This window comes from Maribellus maritimus (assembly GCF_022267315.1).
GTDB lineage: Bacteria > Bacteroidota > Bacteroidia > Bacteroidales > Prolixibacteraceae > Draconibacterium > Draconibacterium maritimum.
This window is the reverse complement of sequence record NZ_JAIKLE010000005.1, coordinates 80,719-101,189: the sequence shown is the minus strand read 5'-3', so window position 1 is coordinate 101,189 and position 20,471 is coordinate 80,719. Positions and strand designations below refer to the sequence as shown.

The window sequence follows — 20,471 nt, the reverse complement described above, 5'->3', positions numbered from 1 at the left end:
CGTATTCTAAATCTCACCAGCAAATGTCTTATAATTAATTTATCTGTGAAAGAGTATTTATACCTGTTTTTATATTAGGTAAAAATACCTAATGGCAAACATAAAAAAAGCCGCTCAACTGAACGGCTTTTAGTGATATTGTGAGTAAGTATCTGATTATTTTGTATTTGCCTGAGCTGCAGCAACGCGGGCAATTGGAACGCGATATGGAGAACAACTTACATAGTCCATTCCCACGCTATCGCAGAACATAACAGATGAAGGTTCGCCACCATGTTCACCACAGATTCCTACTTTTAACCCGGGTTTTACACTTCGGCCTTTTTCAACTCCCATTCTAACTACCTGTCCAACACCTTCCTGATCAAGAACCTGGAATGGATCATTTTTCAGTATTCCTTTTTCGATATAAACTGGCAGGAATTTGCCGGCATCGTCTCGTGAGTATCCAAAAGTCATCTGTGTAAGGTCGTTTGTACCAAACGAGAAGAATTCAGCAACTTCAGCTACCTGATCGGCAGTAACAGCAGCTCTTGGTATTTCAATCATTGTTCCAACCATATATTCACACTCAGCACCTTTTTCTTCAAAAACTTTTTTAGCGGTTGAGTGAATAATATCTGCCTGGAGTTTTAATTCTTTAACAGTACCGATTAAAGGAACCATTATTTCTGGGCGTGCATCAACACCTTTTTGTTTCAGGTTGACAGCTGCTTCAATAATGGCGCGCGCCTGCATTTCAGTAATTTCTGGATAGGTGTTTCCAAGACGGCAACCACGATGTCCCAACATTGGATTGAATTCATGTAAATCTTCAACCAAAGCTTTTACTTCTTCAACTGAGATCCCCATTTCATCTGCCATCTCTTTCTGGTTTTCTTCTTCGTGAGGAACAAATTCATGTAATGGCGGATCGAGAAGACGGATAGTTACACCATAACCGGCCATCGCTTCGAGAATACCTTCAAAGTCTTCTCTTTGGTAAGGCAATAGTTTGTCAAGAGCTTTGCGTCTTTTTTCTTCTGTTTTAGCCAGAATCATTTCGCGCATAGCTTTAATTCGTTCACCTTCAAAGAACATGTGTTCTGTGCGGCAGAGACCAATTCCTTCAGCGCCAAATTCGCGGGCAACTTTTGCATCATTTGGTGTGTCTGCATTGGTGCGGACTTTCATTCTTGTGAATTTGTCAGCCCAATCCATTACTTTACCAAAATCACCACTTAAATCCGGGTCCATGGTTGCAACTTTACCTTCATAAACTTCACCTGTAGTCCCGTTTAATGAAACCCAGTCACCTTCTCTGAATTCTTTTCCGTCAATGGTCATAATCCGGGTTTTGTAGTTTATTTTTACCATTCCGGCTCCTGATACACAACATTTTCCCATTCCGCGGGCAACAACTGCTGCATGCGATGTCATACCTCCGCGTGCGGTTAAGATGCCTTTGGCGATGTGCATACCTTCCAAATCCTCAGGAGAAGTCTCAACCCGGATAAGAATTGAAGCAGGATATTTACTTGCTTCATCAGCAAAGAAAACAATCTGGCCGGTCGCTGCTCCCGGAGATGCCGGTAACCCTTTTGTTAATACATTTGCCGATTTTATCGCTTCAGTTTCGAAAACAGGGTGCAGTAATTCGTCCAGCTTGTTTGGGTCTATTCTTGAAAGGGCAGTTTTTTCATCAATTCGACCTTCTTCGAGCATATCAACAGCAATTTTTACCATGGCTGCACCTGTACGTTTTCCGTTACGGGTTTGTAATAACCACAGTTTACCTTCCTGGATGGTAAATTCAAGATCCTGCATATCGCTGTAGTGATCTTCCAGTTTTTGCTGAGTGTCATTCAACTGCTTATACATTTCAGGCATCGCTTCCTCCAGCGAAGGGTATTTAGCAGCTCTGTCTTCTTCACTGATTCCTTGTAAAATAGCCCATCTTTTGGATCCTTCCAGTGTAATTTGCTGTGGAGTACGAATACCTGCTACCACATCTTCTCCCTGTGCATCGATCAAATATTCACCATTAAAAATGTCTTCACCGGTAGCCGCATCGCGGGTAAAAGCAACTCCTGTACCTGAGTTACCCCCCATATTGCCAAATACCATAGCCTGAACATTCACCGCAGTTCCCCATTCGTCAGGAATTTGTTCCAAACGACGGTAAAGAATAGCCCGTGGATTGTTCCAGCTGTTAAATACTGCGGCCACAGCTCCCCAAAGTTGTTCCCAGGGATCAACAGGAAAATCTTTTCCTGTTTCTTTTTTTACGGCGGCTTTAAAACGTACTACTAACTCTTTTAAATCTTCAGTAGTAAATTCGGTGTCAAGCTGGATGCCTTTTTCTTCTTTTAATTCTTCTATGATTTCTTCAAAAGGATCAATTTCTTCTTTGCTGGCAGGTTTCATTTCCATTACCACATCGCCGTACATTTGAACAAAACGACGATATGAATCCCAAGCAAATCTTGGGTTTCCTGATTTTTTTGAAATGCCTTCAACCGCATCTTCATTCATACCAAGGTTTAGTACGGTGTCCATCATTCCGGGCATTGAAGCTCTTGCTCCCGAACGAACTGAAACCAAACATGGATTTTCTTTATCGCCAAATTTTGTTTCGGTAAGTTCTTCTACCATGGCTACGGCAGCTTCTACTTCCGGTTTTATAAGTTCAAACGTACTTTTTTGCCCTTGCTCATTATACATGGTACAAACCTCGGTAGTAATTGTAAATCCGGGAGGAACCGGAACTCCGATGAGATTCATTTCTGCGAGATTGGCTCCTTTTCCACCAAGGAGATTTTTCATGTCAGCTTTACCTTCAGCTTTACCTGCTCCAAAGGTATAAACGTACTTTGCCATAAAATGTATTTTTTTTAGTTATAATTAGATTAAAAATATCTCGAAAAATTCGGACTGCTAAAGTAACTCTATTTTTTCATAATAGAAACTTTTATAGGACATTACAAAGCTGTTATAGATGCATATTGCATTATTTTCAGTGGGTTATAATTCATATAATATTTATTTATGTACATATTTGCAGGCTTATGAATAAAATAATTGAATTTTGTGGTTGATTGTTCAACTCTGATTCAGTTAAAATAAAATTTCGTAAGCACTTTAAAAATAGGAAATATAGAAGGAGTAAATGTTAATAGAATGTTGTTTATTGATTTGAGAATTAAGGTTTAACATTCTTTAACTTTGCTTGAGATGTATTAACTCTTTTCTGGCTTATTTTTGTACAAGAAGTTAGACAAAAAAAGTGTTTTTTCATAGAGAATAGATTTGGTTAGGTTAAGAAAACAAGGGTGAGATTTCATCCTTGTTTTTTTGTTTTCTGCCAAATATTCATATCATAATTTCATTTTCAGAAATAATTTCATTTTCAAATTGTATAAATATGACAGGCTGTCTGTTAGGTAGTTATGGTTCTTTTTTTGCTTGTGGCTGAATGTTTGTTAAAACAGGAGAGATATGAATTTAAACAATTTTACAATAAAAGCGCAGGAGGCCATTCAACATGGTTTTCAAATAGCACAAGGCTATAATCAGCAAAGTATAGAAACAGGCCATTTGTTAAAAGGACTTTTACATTCTGCAGAGAATGTGGTGAATTTTCTTTTAAAAAAATTAGGAGTTAATACCGCAATTTTTCAACAGGCACTTGATAAGATAATCGAATCATACCCGAAAGTTACCGGAGGGGAACAGTATCTCTCTTCATCGGCCAACAAGGTTTTGCAAAAATCACTTGCGTTGGCTCAGGAGATGGGGGATCAGTTTGTCTCCGTAGAACATATTTTGTTGGCATTGCTTGAAGCTGGAGATTCTGTAAGCCATTTGATGAAGGACAATGGTATTGCAAAAAAAGAATTAAAATTAGCTATTCAAGAGTTAAGAAAAGGTTCCAATGTCGATAGTCAGACTGCTGAAGACAGATTTAATTCGTTAAGCCGTTTCGCTTTGAATTTAAATGAAAGAGCGAGAAGTGGAAAGTTGGATCCGGTGATCGGACGTGATGACGAAATTCGCCGAATTCTTCAGATTTTATCCCGCAGGACAAAAAATAATCCTATTTTAATTGGTGAACCCGGTACAGGGAAAACTGCTATTGCAGAAGGCCTGGCACATCGAATTGTTCGCGGTGATGTTCCCGAAAACCTGAAAACAAAACAGGTTTATTCTCTCGACATGGGAGCGCTGATTGCAGGTGCAAAATACAAAGGAGAATTTGAGGAACGTTTAAAGGCTGTGGTGAATGAAGTTGTTCAGTCGAATGATGAAGTGGTGTTGTTTATCGATGAGATTCATACTTTGGTTGGAGCGGGAAAAGGAGAAGGTGCAATGGATGCAGCCAATATTTTAAAACCCGCACTCGCTCGTGGTGAACTTCGTGCAATTGGAGCGACAACCTATGCCGAGTATCAAAAATATTTTGAAAAAGACAAAGCGCTGGAAAGAAGGTTTCAGGTAGTGCAGGTGGAAGAGCCGGATACGCTGAGTGCCATTTCTATTTTACGAGGAATAAAAGAAAGGTATGAGAACCACCATAAGGTACGAATAAAAGACGACGCAATTATTGCTTCGGTAGAGCTGTCGCAACGCTATATTTCCGACCGGTTCTTACCTGATAAAGCTATTGATTTAATGGATGAGGCTGCAGCAAAATTACGTTTGGAGATGGATTCAGTCCCGGAAGAGCTGGATGAAATTGAACGTCGGGTAAAACAGCTCGAAATAGAACGTGAAGCAATAAAACGGGAAAGAGACGACAGAAAGTTGGCACAACTGCACGAAGAAATTTCAAATCTGAAAGAAGAACAATCGCGGTTGCGAGCCAAATGGCAGTCCGAAAAAGCAGTTATTGATAATATTCAGAAAAAGAAATCGGAAATTGAAGATTTTAAACGTGAAGCAGAAGAAGCAGAACGCCAGGGAAATTATGAGCGCGTAGCAGAGCTTCGTTATGGTCGGGTTAAAGAGGCCGAAAATGAGATTCAGAAATACCAGGAAGAACTGCAAAAATTAAAAGAAGGTGAAAATCTGATTAAAGAGGAGGTTGATGCAGAAGACATAGCCGAAGTCGTAGCTCGCTGGACGGGAATTCCGGTATCAAAAATGTTACAAAGCGAGCGTGAAAAACTACTTCTTATGGAAGATGAGCTGCATAAACGCGTTGTTGGACAAAATGAGGCAATCGTTGCTGTTTCAGACGCGGTGCGTAGAAGCAGGGCTGGCTTGCAGGATGAGAAAAGACCCATCGGTTCTTTCATTTTTTTGGGATCGACAGGTGTAGGAAAAACAGAATTGGCAAAAGCACTGGCGGAGTATCTTTTTGATGACGAAAATATGATTACGCGGATTGACATGTCGGAATACCAGGAGAAATTTTCAGTCACGCGTCTCATCGGTAGTCCCCCCGGATATGTAGGGTATGATGAAGGTGGACAATTGACTGAAGCAGTCCGTCACAAACCGTATTCTGTAGTGTTGTTTGACGAAATTGAAAAAGCACACCCCGACGTTTTTAATGTGCTGCTTCAGGTGCTCGACGACGGAAGATTAACAGACAATAAGGGGAGGACTGTAAATTTTAAAAATACCATTATCATAATGACCTCCAATCTCGGTTCACAAATCATTCAGGAAAGTTTTGAGCGTATGAATGAGGAGAATCAGGAGTTTATTTTGGAAGAAACAAAAAACCGTTTGATGGAAATGCTGAGACAAACCATTCGGCCGGAGTTTTTGAACCGGATTGATGAAACAATTGTGTTTACTCCACTTTCAAAAGAGGATATTACAGAAATTGTTCGACTCCAATTTGAGCAGGTATTAAAGAGAGTGGCGGGAGCAGACATAAAAATAGAAATTACTGATTCGGCTGTGGAATGGTTGGCGAGTGCTGGTTTTGATCCTCATTTTGGAGCACGTCCGGTAAAACGTATATTACAAAAACACGTGTTAAATGAGTTATCAAAAAAGATTATCGGAGGGAAGGTTCAAAAAGATAAAACAATTGTAATTGATTTTGATAGCAACGGATTAATTTTCAGAAATTAAGGAGCGGAAACGTATTTTTTTGGGTAGATATATTTTGCGTAGATCAGGAAACAGGCCATAAAAATATTGACGATGTAATTAAAATACAACGGCCAATGTATGGAGCCTGTTTCCAGATCTCCATTGATAATATAGATAAAGGTCAGAACTTCGCCAGCAAGCCATAACCATAAAAACAGAATGCTTAAATCTTTTGCACTCTTGGTTTTATAGGTTTTAATAACCTGTGGAATACCACAAATGGCGAAAAGGATATTTCCTGTCCAGCCAATCATTTCATTCAACATATTCACTTTTAAAAGGTATGAAGTCAGGATTCCATAAAATGCTGTAACGGAAGTATTATTTCCTCCATGTCACGGATAGACTTTTCCAATAACATCGGGATCTGTTGCGTTTGATTTTCTTCTGCCAGAAGTTGAATTTTTTTTAAATTGGCTCCGGTTTCTTCCATCCCAAAAATTAAAACCGATGATTTTGCAGTGTGTGCCTCTTTTGCAAGATTCTCAAGATCTTTTTCTTCCTGAAATTTTTTCATGTTTTCAATAAAAACCGGCACTTGTTGCAGAAAAATTTTTACCAGTTCTTTTTTGAAATCGATATCACCTCCGGCAACATCGTCGAGGTAACCCAAATCCAAGGGATAATTTTCCTTTTCCATCTTGAAATTTTAATAATTCGCAATTTAACGAAATATCTGATACATTCTACTTGTTATTTTTTCTGATAAATTTCATGTGTCAGCTATATTTGAATTGATAGCTTTGCGTAATAATTACTTATATTTTGAGTTTTTTATTTTGAACGTTATATCAGTTAAATATGTTTCCAATTCGATGGTTATTGTGGATTGGATGAACTAAAAATATTGAAATGAAAATTACAGCATTTAACAAAATTCATAAAGAAGCGGGTGGTAAATTGGTTGAGTTTGCAGGCTTTGAAATGCCTATAGAATACAGCGGAATTAAAGATGAACACATGACTGTTCGTGAGTCTGTAGGAGTTTTTGATGTTTCGCACATGGGCGAGTTTTGGATCAAAGGACCACAAGCGCTGGATTTGGTAAAAAAGATTACTTCAAATGACCCAATCATTTTAACTCCAGGGCAGGCGCAATATTCATGTTTCCCAAACGGTAAAGGTGGAATTGTTGATGATCTGCTGGTTTATTTTTATGAACCCGAAAAATACATGTTGGTTGTAAATGCTGCAAATATTGAAAAGGACTGGAATTGGGTTGTGAGTCAGAATGATGTTGGCGCGGAGCTTGAGAATGCTTCCGACAGAATTAGCCAGCTTGCAATTCAGGGGCCCAAAGCAAATGCCACTTTACAGAAATTAACAGACATAAATCTTTCCGAAATAAAATTCTACACATTTGTTACAGGCAAAATGGCTGGTATAGATGATGTAATTATTTCAGCTACTGGTTATACCGGTGCGGGTGGTTTTGAGCTCTATTTCAGAAATGAAGTTGCTGACGAAATGTGGAATGCTATTTTTGAAGCGGGCGAAGAATTTGGAATAAAACCTATTGGTTTAGGTGCGCGCGATACTTTACGTTTGGAAATGGGATACTGTTTATATGGAAATGATATTGATGACACTACGTCTCCGATTGAAGCCGGATTAGGATGGATTACCAAATTTAACAACGGCCGGAAATTTATCGATCGTGATTTTCTGATGATGCAAAAGACCGAAGGCATTACACGCAGACTGCGCGGTTTTATTATGCAGGAGCGTGGTATTCCGAGACATGACTATGAGTTGGTAAATTCGGAAGGGAGTGTTATTGGGAAGGTAACTTCGGGTACCATGTCGCCCGTTTTAAACAAAGGAATTGGTATGGGATATGTTGCCAAAGAGTATTCTGCATTTGGAACGCAGATTTTTGTAAAAATCAGGAATAAAAATATTCCCGCAGAGATTGTAAAGTTGCCCTTTATTTAAATCTCGTTCATACAATATTGTTGCCGCTTCAATTTTTTGGAGTGGCATTTTTATTTATTTGAGGCATCTGGGCATTCACTTCGCTTCTCCAGGTGGTTAAGACAAGTTTCAGTTCCTTTACTTTTTCTGGAAGGCTGTCGCAAAGATTTTGTTTTTCTCCGATATCATTCTCCAAATCGAAAAGCTCCCACGCATTTTGGTTTTCAATCAACAAAGGTTCATGCCATTCAATTAGTTTATATCTCCCTGAGCGAACAGCGCTTGCAGGCATCATCCCTGAACCAGCGTGGTAATGTGGATAGTGCCAGAAAAGATTATCGTGTATTTCTATTTTCGGATTGTTTAAAACCGGAAGAAAACTTTTTCCGTCTATATTTTCAGGGTTTTCGTTTATTCCCGCTAAATCAAGAAATGTTGGATAAAAATCAATTGAACTGATCAATGATTCCGAGAGGGTGCCCGCTCGAAACTTATCTTTCCATTTTACAATCAGCGGTTCGCGTATTCCTCCTTCGTAAATCCATCCTTTGCCGGAACGAAGCGGTGTTTGTTTGGCATACAAATCTCTGCCGCCATTATCAGAGAAGAAAATAATCACAGTATTCTCTTCAAGTCCCAGTTCGTTCACTTTATTAAAGATGGTGCCACAGCTTTTATCAAGCCGTTCAATCATGGCAGCAATTACAGCGTGGTTTTCCCGTTTATCGACTCCCTTCCGTTTTTTGTATTTTTCAATGGTTTCCTGTTTTTCCATTAAAGGATCATGAATGGAGTTATGCGACACAAACAGGAAAAACGGCTTTGTTTGGTTTCTTTCCAGAAATTCTGTTGCCAAACGGGTAATGGTATCTACATTGTGCCCGTCAATTTCCGGCTGTTGCCAGGGCTGCTCCATATTTCCGGAAGGTTTGTAAGTAACAAAAGTTTCATCAAATCCCTGTTTGTCCGGATTAAAAGGTAAACTCTCCGGCGGTGTTTTTTCTTTGCTTAAATGCCATTTCCCAAACAGCGCTGTTTGATAGCCGTTTTGCTTCAGTAGTTCAGCAAACGTAACTTCTTCAAGAGGAAGAAACTTCTGCCAGTCGGGCTGGGAGAGCGGATAATCATCACGCTTATTTCCTGCAATAAAATCAGTGATGTGCAAACGTGCCGGGTATTTGCCTGTAATTATGCTTGCCCTTGTTGGGGAGCATACCGGGCACGCAGCATAAGCATTGGTAAACCGCATGCCTTCACGGGCGAGCTTGTCAATGTTGGGAGTTGTATAATATTCACTGCCGTAACAACCGGATTGAGCGTATCCCAGGTCGTCAGCTAAAATAAAAATAAAATTAACCGGTTTGTCTTCCTGATTTGTCTTGCACGAATAAGCCAGTATGACCAACAGAAGGATTAGTAACCGCTTGAATTTGGTGTTTTTCATTTTATGTCAATTTGATTTGGCAGAAATTGTCAGTAATTCTTTCAAACAATTTTGTAAAGCGGTAATTTATAACTTTTTTAAATAATTATTATTGTAGAAGATTAATGTTTTAAAAAATGGATTTCTTATTTAGATTCCGATAAATTTGTATGCTAAACAAACAGTTGGGCTTTATCCGATTATAAATCATCTGGAAGAAAATATGATTTCTGTCATTTGGTTTTGTGTTGTTTATTAATGTTTTAAAACTCAAATTTTTATTAGATATATTGATTTTTCTCATCTGCAAACCTTTAACTTATAACGAACTTTGAAGTAAAGTTTGCAACGAAATGGTTTTAATTAATTCACCTTTTTAATTTGTTGTAATAATGAAAAAGCACAATTTTTATGCAGGGCCTTCAATTTTGCCCGAATTTACAAAGGAAAAAACAGCGGAAGCAGCGGTTAATTTTGCAGGAACAGGGCTTTCTGTAATGGAAGTTTCACACCGAAGCAAAGAGTTTGTTGCCGTAATGGACGAAGCACAAGCATTGGTAAAAGAGTTACTGCATGTTCCCGACGGTTATTCTGTACTGTTTTTACAGGGAGGTGCGAGTACACAGTTTTTAATGGTTCCTTATAATCTGATGAACAAAAAAGCTGCTTACCTGAACACAGGTTCCTGGGCTTCAAAAGCAATTAAAGAAGCAAAACTGTTTGGAGAAGTGGTTGAAGTTGCATCATCAAAGGATGCAAATTTTAATTATATTCCAAAAGGATATGAAGTTCCGGCCGATGCTGAATATTTTCATTACACAACAAACAATACCATTTACGGAACAGAAATTCTGAAAGAACCGGAAGTTGCTATGCCACTGGTTGCCGATATGTCATCAGATATTTTCAGCCGCCCGCTTGACGTGTCAAAATATGCTGTGATTTATGCCGGCGCGCAAAAAAACCTTGGCCCTTCAGGTGCGACTTTGGTTATTGTAAAAGACGATGCTCTGGGGAAAGTTGAACGGACGATTCCAACAATGCTTGATTATAAAATCCATGCTGATAAAGGATCGATGTTTAATACACCTTCAACATTGGCAGTTTTTGGTTGCTTGCAAACTTTAATCTGGCTAAAAGACCAGGGTGGAGTAGAAGCCATTGAAAAAGTAAATGTGGAAAAAGCATCTATTCTTTATGATGAACTCGACCGTAATAAATTATTTGTTCCTACAGTCGCTGAGCCGGAAGATCGTTCAAGAATGAATGTAACTTTTGTTATGGCGCCTGAATATGGTGAAGTTGAAAAAGAATTCCTTGAATTTGCAACAGCAAGAGGAATGATTGGTATCAAGGGACACCGGTCGGTTGGAGGATTCAGGGCTTCAATCTACAATGCGATGCCCACCGACAGTGTTAAGGCGCTGGTCGAAACCATGCAGGAATTTGAAAAAATAAAATAAAAAAAAATGCAGGACTTTCACCCTGCATCTTTTTTTCTGCACTAAAAATTTGAGTTATGAGAAAAATCTTAATTGCTACTGAAAAACCTTTTGCTCCCGCAGCAATAAAAAAAATAGGTAAAATTTTAAAAAAGGAGGGTTATGATTTATTATTACTTGAAAAATACAGTTCGAAAGAAGAGCTTCTAAAGCGTATTTCTGATGTTGATGCAGCCATTATCAGAAGCGATAAATTTGATGCAGAAGTTCTGGACGCTGCAAGGAACTTAAAGATTGTGGTTCGCGCCGGCGCCGGTTACGATAATGTTGACCTGAGTGCAGCAACCCAAAGAGGTATAGTAGTAATGAATACTCCCGGCCAGAACTCCAACGCAGTTGCTGAACTTGCAATCGGTCTGGCCATTTTTGGAATTCGTGAAATGTTTAGCGGCAAACCTGGTGGAGAACTTCGTGGTCGCACACTCGGACTGCACGGATTTGGTTTTGTGGCACGAAATGTTTTTCGTATTGCACGTGCCATGGGAATGAAAGTAATTGTTTATACACGCTACAGTAAACATGCAGCTGCTGCTATCGGGCTAAAAGTAACCAATTCGCTGGAACAGTTGTATGAAAAGAGCGACATCGTATCCATTCATGTTCCGGCCAGGGGAGAACACATAAAATCGGTAAGTTACGAAGTGTTGAAACACTTAAAAGACGGTAGTATTTTGGTAAATACTGCCCGAAAAGAAGTAATAAATGAACCGGATTTGCTGAAGATTATGGAAGAAAAGCCAGGCTTAAAATACATGTCGGATATTACTCCCGACTGTGAAGCAGATTTTGCTGAAAGATTTGACGGACGTTATTTCTTTACACCCAAAAAAGCAGGAGCACAAACTGCAGAGGCAAATATTAATGCCGGAGTTGCAGCTGCAGAACAAATCGTCGGTTTTTTTGAAAAAGGAGATAAAACATACCAGGTGAATAAATAGAGACCCACCCGGCCTTCCCAAAGAGGAGGAATTTTTTAGGAAAAGATTATTCTAATTGTTATCGCTATTGGATTTTAGATTTTTATTTTTGACGGTCTAAAATCTATTTGTATCAATATTCAAAATCTATTTCAAATGGCAAAAATAAAACCATTTAAAGGGCTGCGGCCACCAAAAGAAATTGTTGAAGAACTGGCATGTCTTCCCTACGATGTAATGAATTCGGAAGAAGCAGCTCAAATGGCTGAAGGAAAAGAAAAATCGCTGTTGCGGATTACAAAAGCTGAAATTGAATGCCCCGATGTAGATGATATTCATTCTGAAACAGTGTACAACAAAGCGGTTGAAAATTTTAAAGCTTTCCAGGAAAAAAGTTGGCTGCAACAGGATGGACAGGCAAAATATTACATTTATGCGCAAACTATGAATGGAAAAACGCAGTATGGAATTGTAGGTGCCGCGGCCTGTGCCGATTATGAAAATGGAATCATCAAGAAGCACGAGTTAACCCGGCCGGAAAAAGAGGAAGACCGGATGGTACTGACCCGTTATTTAAATGCCAATATCGAGCCTGTATTTTTTGCATACAAAGCTGTTCCTGAAATTGACAAAATTGTAGCAGAAATCGTTAAAAATAATCCCCCGGAATATGATTTTACCGCAGAAGATGGTTTCGGACATCATTTCTGGACGATTGATTCCGCGGAAACAAATAAAAAAATTGAAAGGCTTTTTGCAGAGAAAGTACCTTTTACCTATGTTGCCGACGGTCATCACCGCACGGCAGCAGCAGCCCGAATCGGGCTGGAAAAAACAGCACAAAATCCCAATCATTCAGGAGACGAGGAATATAATTTTTTTATGGCAGTTCATTTTCCTGATGATCAGTTGCAGATTATCGATTACAATCGTGTGGTTGCCGATTTAAATGGTTTGTCAGATGTTGATTTTCTGGCAGAATGTTCAAAAGGATTTGAAGTAGTAAATATGGGAGAGGAAATCTATAAACCTTCAAAATTACATGAGTTCAGTCTTTATCTTTCCGGAAGCTGGTATAAACTTACAGCAAAAGAAGGAACGTATGATGATGAAGACCCGATTGGTGTTTTGGATGTAACCATTCTTTCAAAACAGATTTTAGATCCGGTATTGGATATCAAAGATTTAAGAACTTCAAAAAGAGTTGATTTCGTTGGCGGAATTCGTGGTTTGGCTGAATTAAAACGAAGAGTCGATTCAGGGGAAATGAAAGCCGCTTTTGCTTTATATCCGGTTTCTATGCAGCAGTTGATAAATATTGCCGACAGCGGAAACATTATGCCGCCCAAAACCACCTGGTTTGAACCCAAACTACGCTCAGGCCTGGTTATTCATAAACTCGACTGATAAAACAAATCAAATGTCCCGGGGAGAAAACTCCGGGATTTTTTTGTCCTTAATTTAACAATTACCTTTTTTTCAGCATATTCCCAATTCAAAAACAAGCCTGAATTTTTCTTAATTTCATCGTTCAAAACAGATATTTATGGAACTTGAAAATATTTCACTGGCAAACATTTACAAACGGAAAAAAACTGATCGTGATATTTTTCAGGAATTGATGCCCACTAAAGTGAAAGAGGTGCTCCTGATTGCTACACTTTACGACTCGTATTCCATTGTGCGTGAAGGACAGTTTAGCGACAAGATTTTTGGAGAATACTTACAGCTAAATTTATATGCAGCACCGCGCTTTACAAGTGTTAACTCACAGGAAGATGCGCTTTTAACGCTAAAGCATAAAGATTTTGATTTAATTATTGTTATGGCCGGAGTTGACAAGAATACACCTGTTCAAACGTCAAAAGAAATAAGAGCCATTCGTCCCAGGGTTCCGCTTTTGTTACTTGTAAACAACAATGCCGATTTACGGTATTTTCAGGCGGAAGGGAGAAAGCTGGATTCAATCGACCGTATTTTTGTCTGGAATGGAAACTCGAATGTTTTTCTTGCCATGATAAAATATATCGAGGATAAAAAAAACGTGGCCCGCGATACACAAAACGGAAATGTACGGGTTATTCTTTTGGTGGAGGATAGCATTCAATACTATTCAAGGTATTTGCCGATGCTTTACACTACAGTGATGACACAAACCCAGATTTTGGTTCAGGAGGATGCTACCGACGAACTGCATAAAATTTTAAAAATGAGGGCACGTCCGAAAGTATTGCTGGTTGATACTTACGAAGAGGCAGTTCGTTTAATTAACGCTTACCGCCGGTATATTTTGTGTGTTATTTCCGATGTTAAGTTTGAGAAGGATGGCGTGGATAACGAAGATGCCGGAATTGAATTACTAAAATATGCCAAACAAACTTTTAAATATCCGATTCCATCGTTGTTACAATCGCATGATATTTCAAATGCGGAACGCGCCAAAAGTGTAGGTGCCGATTTTATCAATAAAAATTCAGAAAGTTTGTCGATGGACATTCTTAATTTTCTTTACAGGAGGCTTGGATTTGGGAATTTTGTATTTAAGGGTATGGATGGTAAACCCCTGGCCGAAGCAGAAAATCTGCAGGAGTTTCAGGAAAAATTTAGTACCATTCCGGCTGAGGCAATGCTCTATCACGGAAAACGAAATTCTTTTTCCACCTGGTTAATGGCGCGCGGTGAAATAAATATGGCCGAAAGATTACGTCCCATAAAAACAGAAGATTTTGAATCTGCAGAGGAGTTGAGAAATTTTTGTCTCAATGTTTTTCGCTCGGTTCGATACGAAAAATTAAAGGGAACGATTGTAAACTTTGACCCGGTTCTGGTTGATCATAATCGTTTTGTCGTTAGGCTGGCGAAGGGGTCTTTAGGGGGAAAGGGCCGCGGAATCGCTTTTATTTGCCACATTATCGAAAATATAGATTTTCAGAATTATATCAAGGGTATGAATATTCGTATACCTGCTACAGCAGTTTTAGGAGCCCTGGAGTTTGATAAATTCATCGAAATGAATAATCTGTACGATGATATTTATTCATTAAATGATTTTGAATCGATTCGCCAGCATTTTCTGGAATCAGAGTTTGACGAAAAAATCCGAAAACGACTAATAAAATACCTCGAAAAAATGAAAAAGCCACTGGCGGTTCGTTCTTCCGGTTTATTTGAAGACTCTTTGCTGCAGCCTTTCTCGGGGGTTTATTCAACTTATCTTATTCCCAATAACCATACAGATATTTTAATTCGTTACCAGCAATTGGAAACGGCGATTAAATTAGTGTATGCCAGTATTTTTACCGATTCGGCACAAGCTTATTTTGATGCGGTGAACTATAAAATAGAAGAAGAGAAAATGGCAGTGGTTATCCAGGAGGTAATTGGGCACAATTACAACGATAAATATTATCCAAGTGTTTCGGGTGTGGCACAGTCGTTTAACTACTATCCCATATCATATATGAAGCCGGAGGATGGTTTTTCTGTAGCTGCCGTTGGTTTGGGAATGTACGTGGTTGGCGGCGAAAATTCCTACAGGTTTTGTCCGCTTTATCCAAACATTAATCCAACTTCTGTTAAAGATCAGCTCAGAGACTCGCAGAAGCATTTTTATGCTATCGACCTTACCAAAGACAATTTTGATTTAATTACCGACGGAGAAGATGCCGCTATAAAACGGTTCCGGATAAAAGATGCTGAAGAAGATGAAACTCTCGAACATTCTACTTCCACTTATATAATGGAAAATGATGATTTGATCCCGGGAATCCAGATGAAGGGACCGCGTGTTGTCGATTTTGCAAATATCTTAAAATACGGTTACTTGCCACTGGCTGAAACCTTACAAGTGCTATTAAAGCTTTTTAAAGAAGCGATGGGCTCACCGGTTGAAATTGAATATGCCATCGATTTGGAAAAGGCTGAGAATGGATTGCCTACATTTTATCTTTTACAGATAAAACCATTGATCCGTATAGAGGAAAAAGTGGAGATTGATATGGGTGCTGTTGATGAGGACAAAATACTTATGTACGCCGAAAGGGGAATGGGAAACGGAAAGATAAACGATATTAAAGATGTGGTTTTTGTCGATCCTGTAAAATTTAATAAAATGAAGACCAAACAAATGGCGGAAGAGATTCGCAAACTAAACCTCCGTTTTGAAGCACAGGGAAAAGAATATATTCTGATAGGACCCGGGCGCTGGGGCTCGCGGGATCCATACACCGGGATTCCTGTTTTGTGGGCGCACATTTCAAAAGCGCGTATTATTGTAGAAATGGGGCTGCCCGATTTTCCACTGGATGCCTCTCTTGGTTCACATTTTTTCCACAACGTAACGTCAATGAATGTGGGCTACTTCTCGGTGCCGCATAATTCCCGCAGTTCAAAGTTGAAAATGGAGAAACTTACCGACAAAAATTTGGTTGAGGAAACAGAATTTATTAAACATGTTGAGTTTAAAGAACCCCTGACAGTTTTAATGAATGGCAAAGAACAAAAGGCGTTGATTTACTGCTGAAAATAAGAATTTGATTAAATTATTGGTGGATTGTATTTACTATTTTTTGTTGGATACCTTTTTTATAAAATTGATTTTCGCAGTTTTGTTTAACAGAACAATTGGTATACCTAAAAGGTCTACCGAATAAAAAAACTGAATTTCATCGGATGATATATTGTAGGACAAGTCCACAACCGAATAATCTAAAGTATGGGTTGCCAGAGCAATATCATCCGAGTTATAAAATGTCAGCTCTATTTTATCACTGTATTTGCCTTTATGTTCAACTTCTTCTGTTACATAATATTCCCTTGTGATAAATTCAAGGTGAAAAGACTGATATCCATAACCGTAACCATATGCGGAATGGAATGAGTAGTTGGTACTCGCTGACGCCTTCTTTTCTGCTCTCTTAATTATGAACTGGTCAGTTACATTCAAATCAGTATTGTTGGAAAAAAAATGGAAGTTGGTTTTAACGCCTCCCAGAGATTCACTCAGACTTTGGGCATAAATATGTACAACAAATAATTGAATAACGGTGAACAAAAACATTTTTACTTTCATGACTCCATATTTTAGTTTTGAGAATTAGCTTAAAAGAAACTCAACCTTATTGATATTTAACAAAAAATGAGCCAGTCATGTACAACTTAATTTGTTTTCAAACTAACTTGAGAGAAGCGGGATCCGTTTTCTCACCCGCCTGTCGATTGATAAGTGTTTTTTTCTTTTTATATTTCTGTGAGAACTAAATTGGGCAACAAAAATCTGCTTGAGGAACCAGTTTCTACAAGATATACGGAGATTATAGAAGCCTCGGGAAGTTTTAATAAAAGGCACTGATTCACTGCTGAAAATGTTTTGTTTTAATATGATATGCCAGAAGCGTATAGCAATTTGTTACTGCAATTCGCGATTTAATTTTCTGTCATTGATATCTCCTGAATATGCACAAATAAAGCTTATACATGTTAAAATTGCTGAAGAAAATAGTAATATGAAAACAATGTTTAAGATGATATCGGGGTTGTTTTGCCCCGGGATATAACCAAAAATTCCCAGTTCCATAACAATCAACCACGAAATCATTGCTGTAGCTAAACTGAAGATCCAAAACGAAGACAATATCTTTCTTAAACCGAAGGGAAATATTTTTTTCCACCAACTCAGCGCTTTGTTTATTTGGCTGGCAAAAGCCCATGTGGGAATGAAGACGATAATAAAACCGATCCCACCGCCAACAAGAATTAATAAAACAGTTAATAACAGGAATATGGTTGTGCCATGTTTTGTATGTATATACTTCAGAGACCAAATAATTATGGCTAAGCTTGTCAAGACTGCAAAAATACCTGTAATCAGAAAATTATGAATTATTGTAAAGGCTCCTTCCGTTCCATAAACCCAAAATCGATGGACTTCGCCAATGGCTTCAATATAAAATCCGTTGGTAGGAGTAAAGCCCTGAAGAATCTCAAATACTCCGTGATTAATAACGCCTGCCATGCCAAGCAACACTCCCATTGCTGACGCGGTTGTTTTGGTTTTTTTATTAAAATAGGTCATCGGGATTTTATGTTTTTATTATAAAATGTACGGTTTTAATCCTTTTTGTTCTCCGGAAATTTATTGGTTATTTTTGTTTTCTACCTTTTGTAACGGTAATGCCCGATTATTTTGAAACGAAATAAACAGTCCTCAACAACCTGTCCTCTGCCAATATTGTGTACAATTAAATATCGTAATTCATCTTTTGATTTTTTTCTGCATACAATTCCAATATGAGTAATTCCCCGATCCAAATTCCAGCAAACAATATCTCCCGGCTGATAATCTGTGGAATTGCCTGTAATCTCTTTTTCAATTCCATGTCTGGAGAAAAATGTCATTAGATTTGGAACTCGTCTGTGGTCGATATTTTTGTCAGTATAACTTAGACCCCAATTTTTCGGGTATTTGTCAAAGTTGCCAAGCATATCCTCGTGTACTTCTTTTTGTAAGTCAATTCCGAGTTTTCTGTAAGCTCGAATTACAAGGTCGGTACAAACACCTTTGTTTGCCGGGATATCTCCGTTTGGGTATTCAATTTGAAAGTATCCTGGGTCGTAAGTTACTTTTTGTTTTGTCAGTGTTAATGCAGAATCAGCAAGTTGATTGTAAAAGCTGGTTTGTCCAACGGCTGGATAAAAAGTCAATAAGAGCAATAATATTTTGATCAATTTTTTTGTCATGTACCTTTCGCGTTTTAGTTTATATAAATTTCGTCAGATTTTATACACGCTCTGTATCGCTTTTATGCCTTTTTTATATCGTGGTTTGCTTTTCAATAAATAAGATAAAAGTAGTTTGTTAAACAAAAAAAATATGCTCCCTTATAATTTGTTAATCCTTATTTGTTTTGTCCATGCATTTTCGATTTGATTAAATTCTGCGCCGTAAATTTTTTCAAATATCATTTCATTCCCGGCATTATTTACAGTTGATATTGATTTATACAATTCAAGAAATTTTTGTTTGCCAAATTTCCTGATTAAGAACTCAACAAAAGATGCTGATGTGCAATATTCTAAGACAAAATTGTTTGAATTTCCAATTTTATCATATAAAAGCAGAGTTGAGATATTTATCAATCCTTCTGTTTTGCGATGCAATAAAAGAATTTCATTGATACTTTTTGTCGGGTAACCAATCATTTTTGAAAAAGCGTTGTCGCCATATAATTGAGACAGATAAACAGCTGTACCTTCATCAATCAACGCCGGAGTTTTATGAATTGTATATCCGAGAATATGTACCAGTTCATGGTAGGGGTCCATACGAAATGAATCATTAAATACTTCGACGATGGTACTATCAAAGCCCCATCCCAAACCTCTGTGACCAGTAAGATTATACTTTAATTGCTCATTCCTGAAAAGAAAAATATTGACTGATAGATTTGGTTTAATCTCAAAAAAATCGGAAATCTTCTGAAAAGCTACTTCCCTTTCTTTGAGAATATCTAATTTTGTTTCTGTAGTAAGATGACCATCAAAAGAATATAGTTTAAAATGTTCAGAAGATACTAATGTAAAAACAGAGTCTTTGTTTAACAGCCATTCTCTCTCTTGTCCTTTATTGCTATACGGAACGAAGATTAGAATGACTAATATTAATATCCGGTTTCTCATTGATTAACTGTTTGTTACGACCAATCCCGCCCTGTGATGTGCAGTGGTTTGTGCGTTGGTGTTTTATTTTAGTATTTCCATTATATTTTTAGCTGGTTTTTCACATTCTTTGTCACTTAACCAAAGATTGAATGCCTCGTTTAATACTTCCTTTGTTATTGTTTGGATTCTTTTTAACGGGTTTTTACTTTTTTGAAAATCTATTTCGCTTACAAAATGGAAGTAAATATCATTTGCCTCGGTATCATAATTATCAAGGTCACTTATACTTTTTGCCTGTTCTCCTAATGGATTCCAATTTGTAAGAATATTTTTGATTCTTTCAATCTTTTCCAGCCTGTCTTTTGATTCTTGAAAATTGGTCATTTTATTTTTTAGTCATTTTATAAATCATTGTTACCATCAAGATTGTAAATACAATTAGAAAAATTGCCAGGAAATATTTTCCAACCTCTGTTGCTCTGTTTAACCCGGTTTCTAGGGTTTTAAAATTTAGAAAAGCAAACAAAAGGATTACAATTAGTTTTAAAAGTCTTATTGTCCTTGTTCCAGGAGTGTATAACTTTTCCGCATTCTCGTTTGTCACTTTTGTTGGGTAATTAAAAGCAAAAGGAAATTTATTTAAAATTGAGAGACCGACATATAAAAACATTCCAATTGCCGGTAATAACCAAATTATTCCCCTGTTTCTATATGAATCAACTTGTCCAAGAGTATTAAAATGCTTTGGCATTTGGCTCTGCAAGTCATTAAAGTAATAAACAGGTAAGAGAATCAGACAGACCATTCCGATTGCTCCGATTATCTCAAAGAAATAGTCAATTAAAGTTAAGTTAATGAGGATTCTGGGTCTTTTTTCCATGTCAGGTTATTTCGATTTTTGGTTTTTTAACATGAAATACAACACTTAAATTTACGATTATCCTGGTTTTTATTTGATTATGGACTTAT

16 protein-coding genes are annotated in these 20,471 nt (G+C 37.8%); 6 read left to right on the top strand and 10 right to left on the bottom strand.

What is annotated here, in order from left to right; all coding sequences use genetic code 11:
- Positions 1–156: 156 nt before the first annotated feature.
- Positions 157–2,859 carry a pyruvate, phosphate dikinase gene (ppdK, locus tag K5G00_RS06385; RefSeq protein ID WP_238765306.1) on the bottom strand — a complete coding sequence of 901 codons (2,703 nt, stop codon included), beginning with the start codon at positions 2,857–2,859 and terminating at the stop codon, positions 157–159.
- 618 nt (positions 2,860–3,477) lie between these two features.
- On the opposite strand from ppdK, the gene clpB reads away from it, so the two are divergent.
- Complete coding sequence (gene clpB, locus K5G00_RS06380; protein WP_238765305.1) at positions 3,478–6,066, top strand: ATP-dependent chaperone ClpB; 2,589 nt, start codon at positions 3,478–3,480, stop codon at positions 6,064–6,066.
- On the opposite strand, the gene K5G00_RS06375 is transcribed toward clpB, so the two are convergent.
- The gene (locus tag K5G00_RS06375; protein ID WP_238765443.1) at positions 6,063–6,353 is read right to left on the bottom strand and encodes a PQ-loop repeat-containing protein; all 291 of its coding nucleotides are present in this window, start codon (positions 6,351–6,353) and stop codon (positions 6,063–6,065) included. The genes clpB and K5G00_RS06375 overlap by 4 nt on opposite strands.
- 23 nt (positions 6,354–6,376) lie before the next feature.
- Positions 6,377–6,727 (bottom strand): Hpt domain-containing protein, encoded by a 351-nt coding sequence (locus K5G00_RS06370; protein WP_238765304.1) that lies wholly within the window; start codon positions 6,725–6,727, stop codon positions 6,377–6,379.
- Positions 6,728–6,939: 212 nt separating this feature from the next.
- Here K5G00_RS06370 and gcvT point away from each other — a divergent pair, with 212 nt between their 5' ends.
- On the top strand, positions 6,940–8,022 hold the full coding sequence (gcvT, locus tag K5G00_RS06365) for a glycine cleavage system aminomethyltransferase GcvT (protein ID WP_238765303.1): 1,083 nt from the start codon (positions 6,940–6,942) through the stop codon (positions 8,020–8,022).
- A gap of 28 nt (positions 8,023–8,050) precedes the next feature.
- Here the strand turns inward: gcvT and K5G00_RS06360 are convergent, their stop codons facing one another.
- Positions 8,051–9,445 carry a sulfatase gene (locus K5G00_RS06360; RefSeq protein WP_238765302.1) on the bottom strand — a complete coding sequence of 465 codons (1,395 nt, stop codon included), beginning with the start codon at positions 9,443–9,445 and terminating at the stop codon, positions 8,051–8,053.
- Between the two features lie 371 nt (positions 9,446–9,816).
- Between K5G00_RS06360 and serC the strand changes: the two genes are divergently transcribed.
- The 4 genes from serC (at position 9,817) to K5G00_RS06340 (ending at position 16,365) form a co-directional block, all read left to right on the top strand.
- A complete protein-coding gene (serC, locus tag K5G00_RS06355; RefSeq protein ID WP_238765301.1) occupies positions 9,817–10,887 on the top strand; it encodes a 3-phosphoserine/phosphohydroxythreonine transaminase in 1,071 nt (356 codons plus the stop codon).
- 56 nt (positions 10,888–10,943) lie between these two features.
- Entirely contained in the window at positions 10,944–11,864 is a 921-nt protein-coding gene (locus K5G00_RS06350; RefSeq protein WP_238765300.1) for an NAD(P)-dependent oxidoreductase, read from the top strand.
- 135 nt (positions 11,865–11,999) lie between these two features.
- Positions 12,000–13,250: a DUF1015 domain-containing protein gene (locus K5G00_RS06345; protein WP_238765299.1), complete on the top strand. Its 1,251-nt coding sequence runs from the start codon at positions 12,000–12,002 to the stop codon at positions 13,248–13,250.
- A 139-nt stretch (positions 13,251–13,389) separates the two neighbouring features.
- Complete coding sequence (locus K5G00_RS06340; RefSeq protein ID WP_238765298.1) at positions 13,390–16,365, top strand: PEP/pyruvate-binding domain-containing protein; 2,976 nt, start codon at positions 13,390–13,392, stop codon at positions 16,363–16,365.
- Between the two features lie 39 nt (positions 16,366–16,404).
- On the opposite strand, the gene K5G00_RS06335 is transcribed toward K5G00_RS06340, so the two are convergent.
- The 6 genes from K5G00_RS06335 to K5G00_RS06310 all read right to left on the bottom strand — a co-directional run bounded on the left by K5G00_RS06335 (position 16,405) and on the right by K5G00_RS06310 (position 20,382).
- Positions 16,405–16,914, bottom strand: coding sequence for a hypothetical protein (locus K5G00_RS06335; RefSeq protein WP_238765297.1), 510 nt, complete (start codon positions 16,912–16,914; stop codon positions 16,405–16,407).
- A 336-nt stretch (positions 16,915–17,250) separates the two neighbouring features.
- On the bottom strand, positions 17,251–17,916 hold the full coding sequence (locus K5G00_RS06330; protein WP_238765296.1) for a hypothetical protein: 666 nt from the start codon (positions 17,914–17,916) through the stop codon (positions 17,251–17,253).
- An 80-nt stretch (positions 17,917–17,996) separates the two neighbouring features.
- Positions 17,997–18,581 (bottom strand): DUF1287 domain-containing protein, encoded by a 585-nt coding sequence (locus K5G00_RS06325; protein WP_238765295.1) that lies wholly within the window; start codon positions 18,579–18,581, stop codon positions 17,997–17,999.
- A 141-nt stretch (positions 18,582–18,722) separates the two neighbouring features.
- Positions 18,723–19,520, bottom strand: a complete 798-nt coding sequence (locus K5G00_RS06320) for a hypothetical protein (protein WP_238765294.1) — start codon at positions 19,518–19,520, stop codon at positions 18,723–18,725.
- 63 nt (positions 19,521–19,583) lie between these two features.
- Complete coding sequence (locus K5G00_RS06315; protein WP_238765293.1) at positions 19,584–19,886, bottom strand: YugE family protein; 303 nt, start codon at positions 19,884–19,886, stop codon at positions 19,584–19,586.
- 1 nt (position 19,887) lies between these two features.
- Positions 19,888–20,382 (bottom strand): DUF1648 domain-containing protein, encoded by a 495-nt coding sequence (locus K5G00_RS06310; RefSeq protein ID WP_238765292.1) that lies wholly within the window; start codon positions 20,380–20,382, stop codon positions 19,888–19,890.
- Between the last annotated feature and the right edge of the window lie 89 nt (positions 20,383–20,471).

What these genes read in the sequence shown, in the direction of transcription:
- ppdK (WP_238765306.1), bottom strand. Translation starts at nt 2,859, where the DNA reads ATGGCAAAGTACGTTTATACCTTTGGAGCAGGTAAAGCTGAAGGTAAA.
- clpB (WP_238765305.1), top strand. Translation starts at nt 3,478, where the DNA reads ATGAATTTAAACAATTTTACAATAAAAGCGCAGGAGGCCATTCAACAT.
- K5G00_RS06375 (WP_238765443.1), bottom strand. Translation starts at nt 6,353, where the DNA reads ATGTTGAATGAAATGATTGGCTGGACAGGAAATATCCTTTTCGCCATT.
- K5G00_RS06370 (WP_238765304.1), bottom strand. Translation starts at nt 6,727, where the DNA reads ATGGAAAAGGAAAATTATCCCTTGGATTTGGGTTACCTCGACGATGTT.
- gcvT (WP_238765303.1), top strand. Translation starts at nt 6,940, where the DNA reads ATGAAAATTACAGCATTTAACAAAATTCATAAAGAAGCGGGTGGTAAA.
- K5G00_RS06360 (WP_238765302.1), bottom strand. Translation starts at nt 9,445, where the DNA reads ATGAAAAACACCAAATTCAAGCGGTTACTAATCCTTCTGTTGGTCATA.
- serC (WP_238765301.1), top strand. Translation starts at nt 9,817, where the DNA reads ATGAAAAAGCACAATTTTTATGCAGGGCCTTCAATTTTGCCCGAATTT.
- K5G00_RS06350 (WP_238765300.1), top strand. Translation starts at nt 10,944, where the DNA reads ATGAGAAAAATCTTAATTGCTACTGAAAAACCTTTTGCTCCCGCAGCA.
- K5G00_RS06345 (WP_238765299.1), top strand. Translation starts at nt 12,000, where the DNA reads ATGGCAAAAATAAAACCATTTAAAGGGCTGCGGCCACCAAAAGAAATT.
- K5G00_RS06340 (WP_238765298.1), top strand. Translation starts at nt 13,390, where the DNA reads ATGGAACTTGAAAATATTTCACTGGCAAACATTTACAAACGGAAAAAA.
- K5G00_RS06335 (WP_238765297.1), bottom strand. Translation starts at nt 16,914, where the DNA reads ATGAAAGTAAAAATGTTTTTGTTCACCGTTATTCAATTATTTGTTGTA.
- K5G00_RS06330 (WP_238765296.1), bottom strand. Translation starts at nt 17,916, where the DNA reads ATGACCTATTTTAATAAAAAAACCAAAACAACCGCGTCAGCAATGGGA.
- K5G00_RS06325 (WP_238765295.1), bottom strand. Translation starts at nt 18,581, where the DNA reads ATGACAAAAAAATTGATCAAAATATTATTGCTCTTATTGACTTTTTAT.
- K5G00_RS06320 (WP_238765294.1), bottom strand. Translation starts at nt 19,520, where the DNA reads ATGAGAAACCGGATATTAATATTAGTCATTCTAATCTTCGTTCCGTAT.
- K5G00_RS06315 (WP_238765293.1), bottom strand. Translation starts at nt 19,886, where the DNA reads ATGACCAATTTTCAAGAATCAAAAGACAGGCTGGAAAAGATTGAAAGA.
- K5G00_RS06310 (WP_238765292.1), bottom strand. Translation starts at nt 20,382, where the DNA reads ATGGAAAAAAGACCCAGAATCCTCATTAACTTAACTTTAATTGACTAT.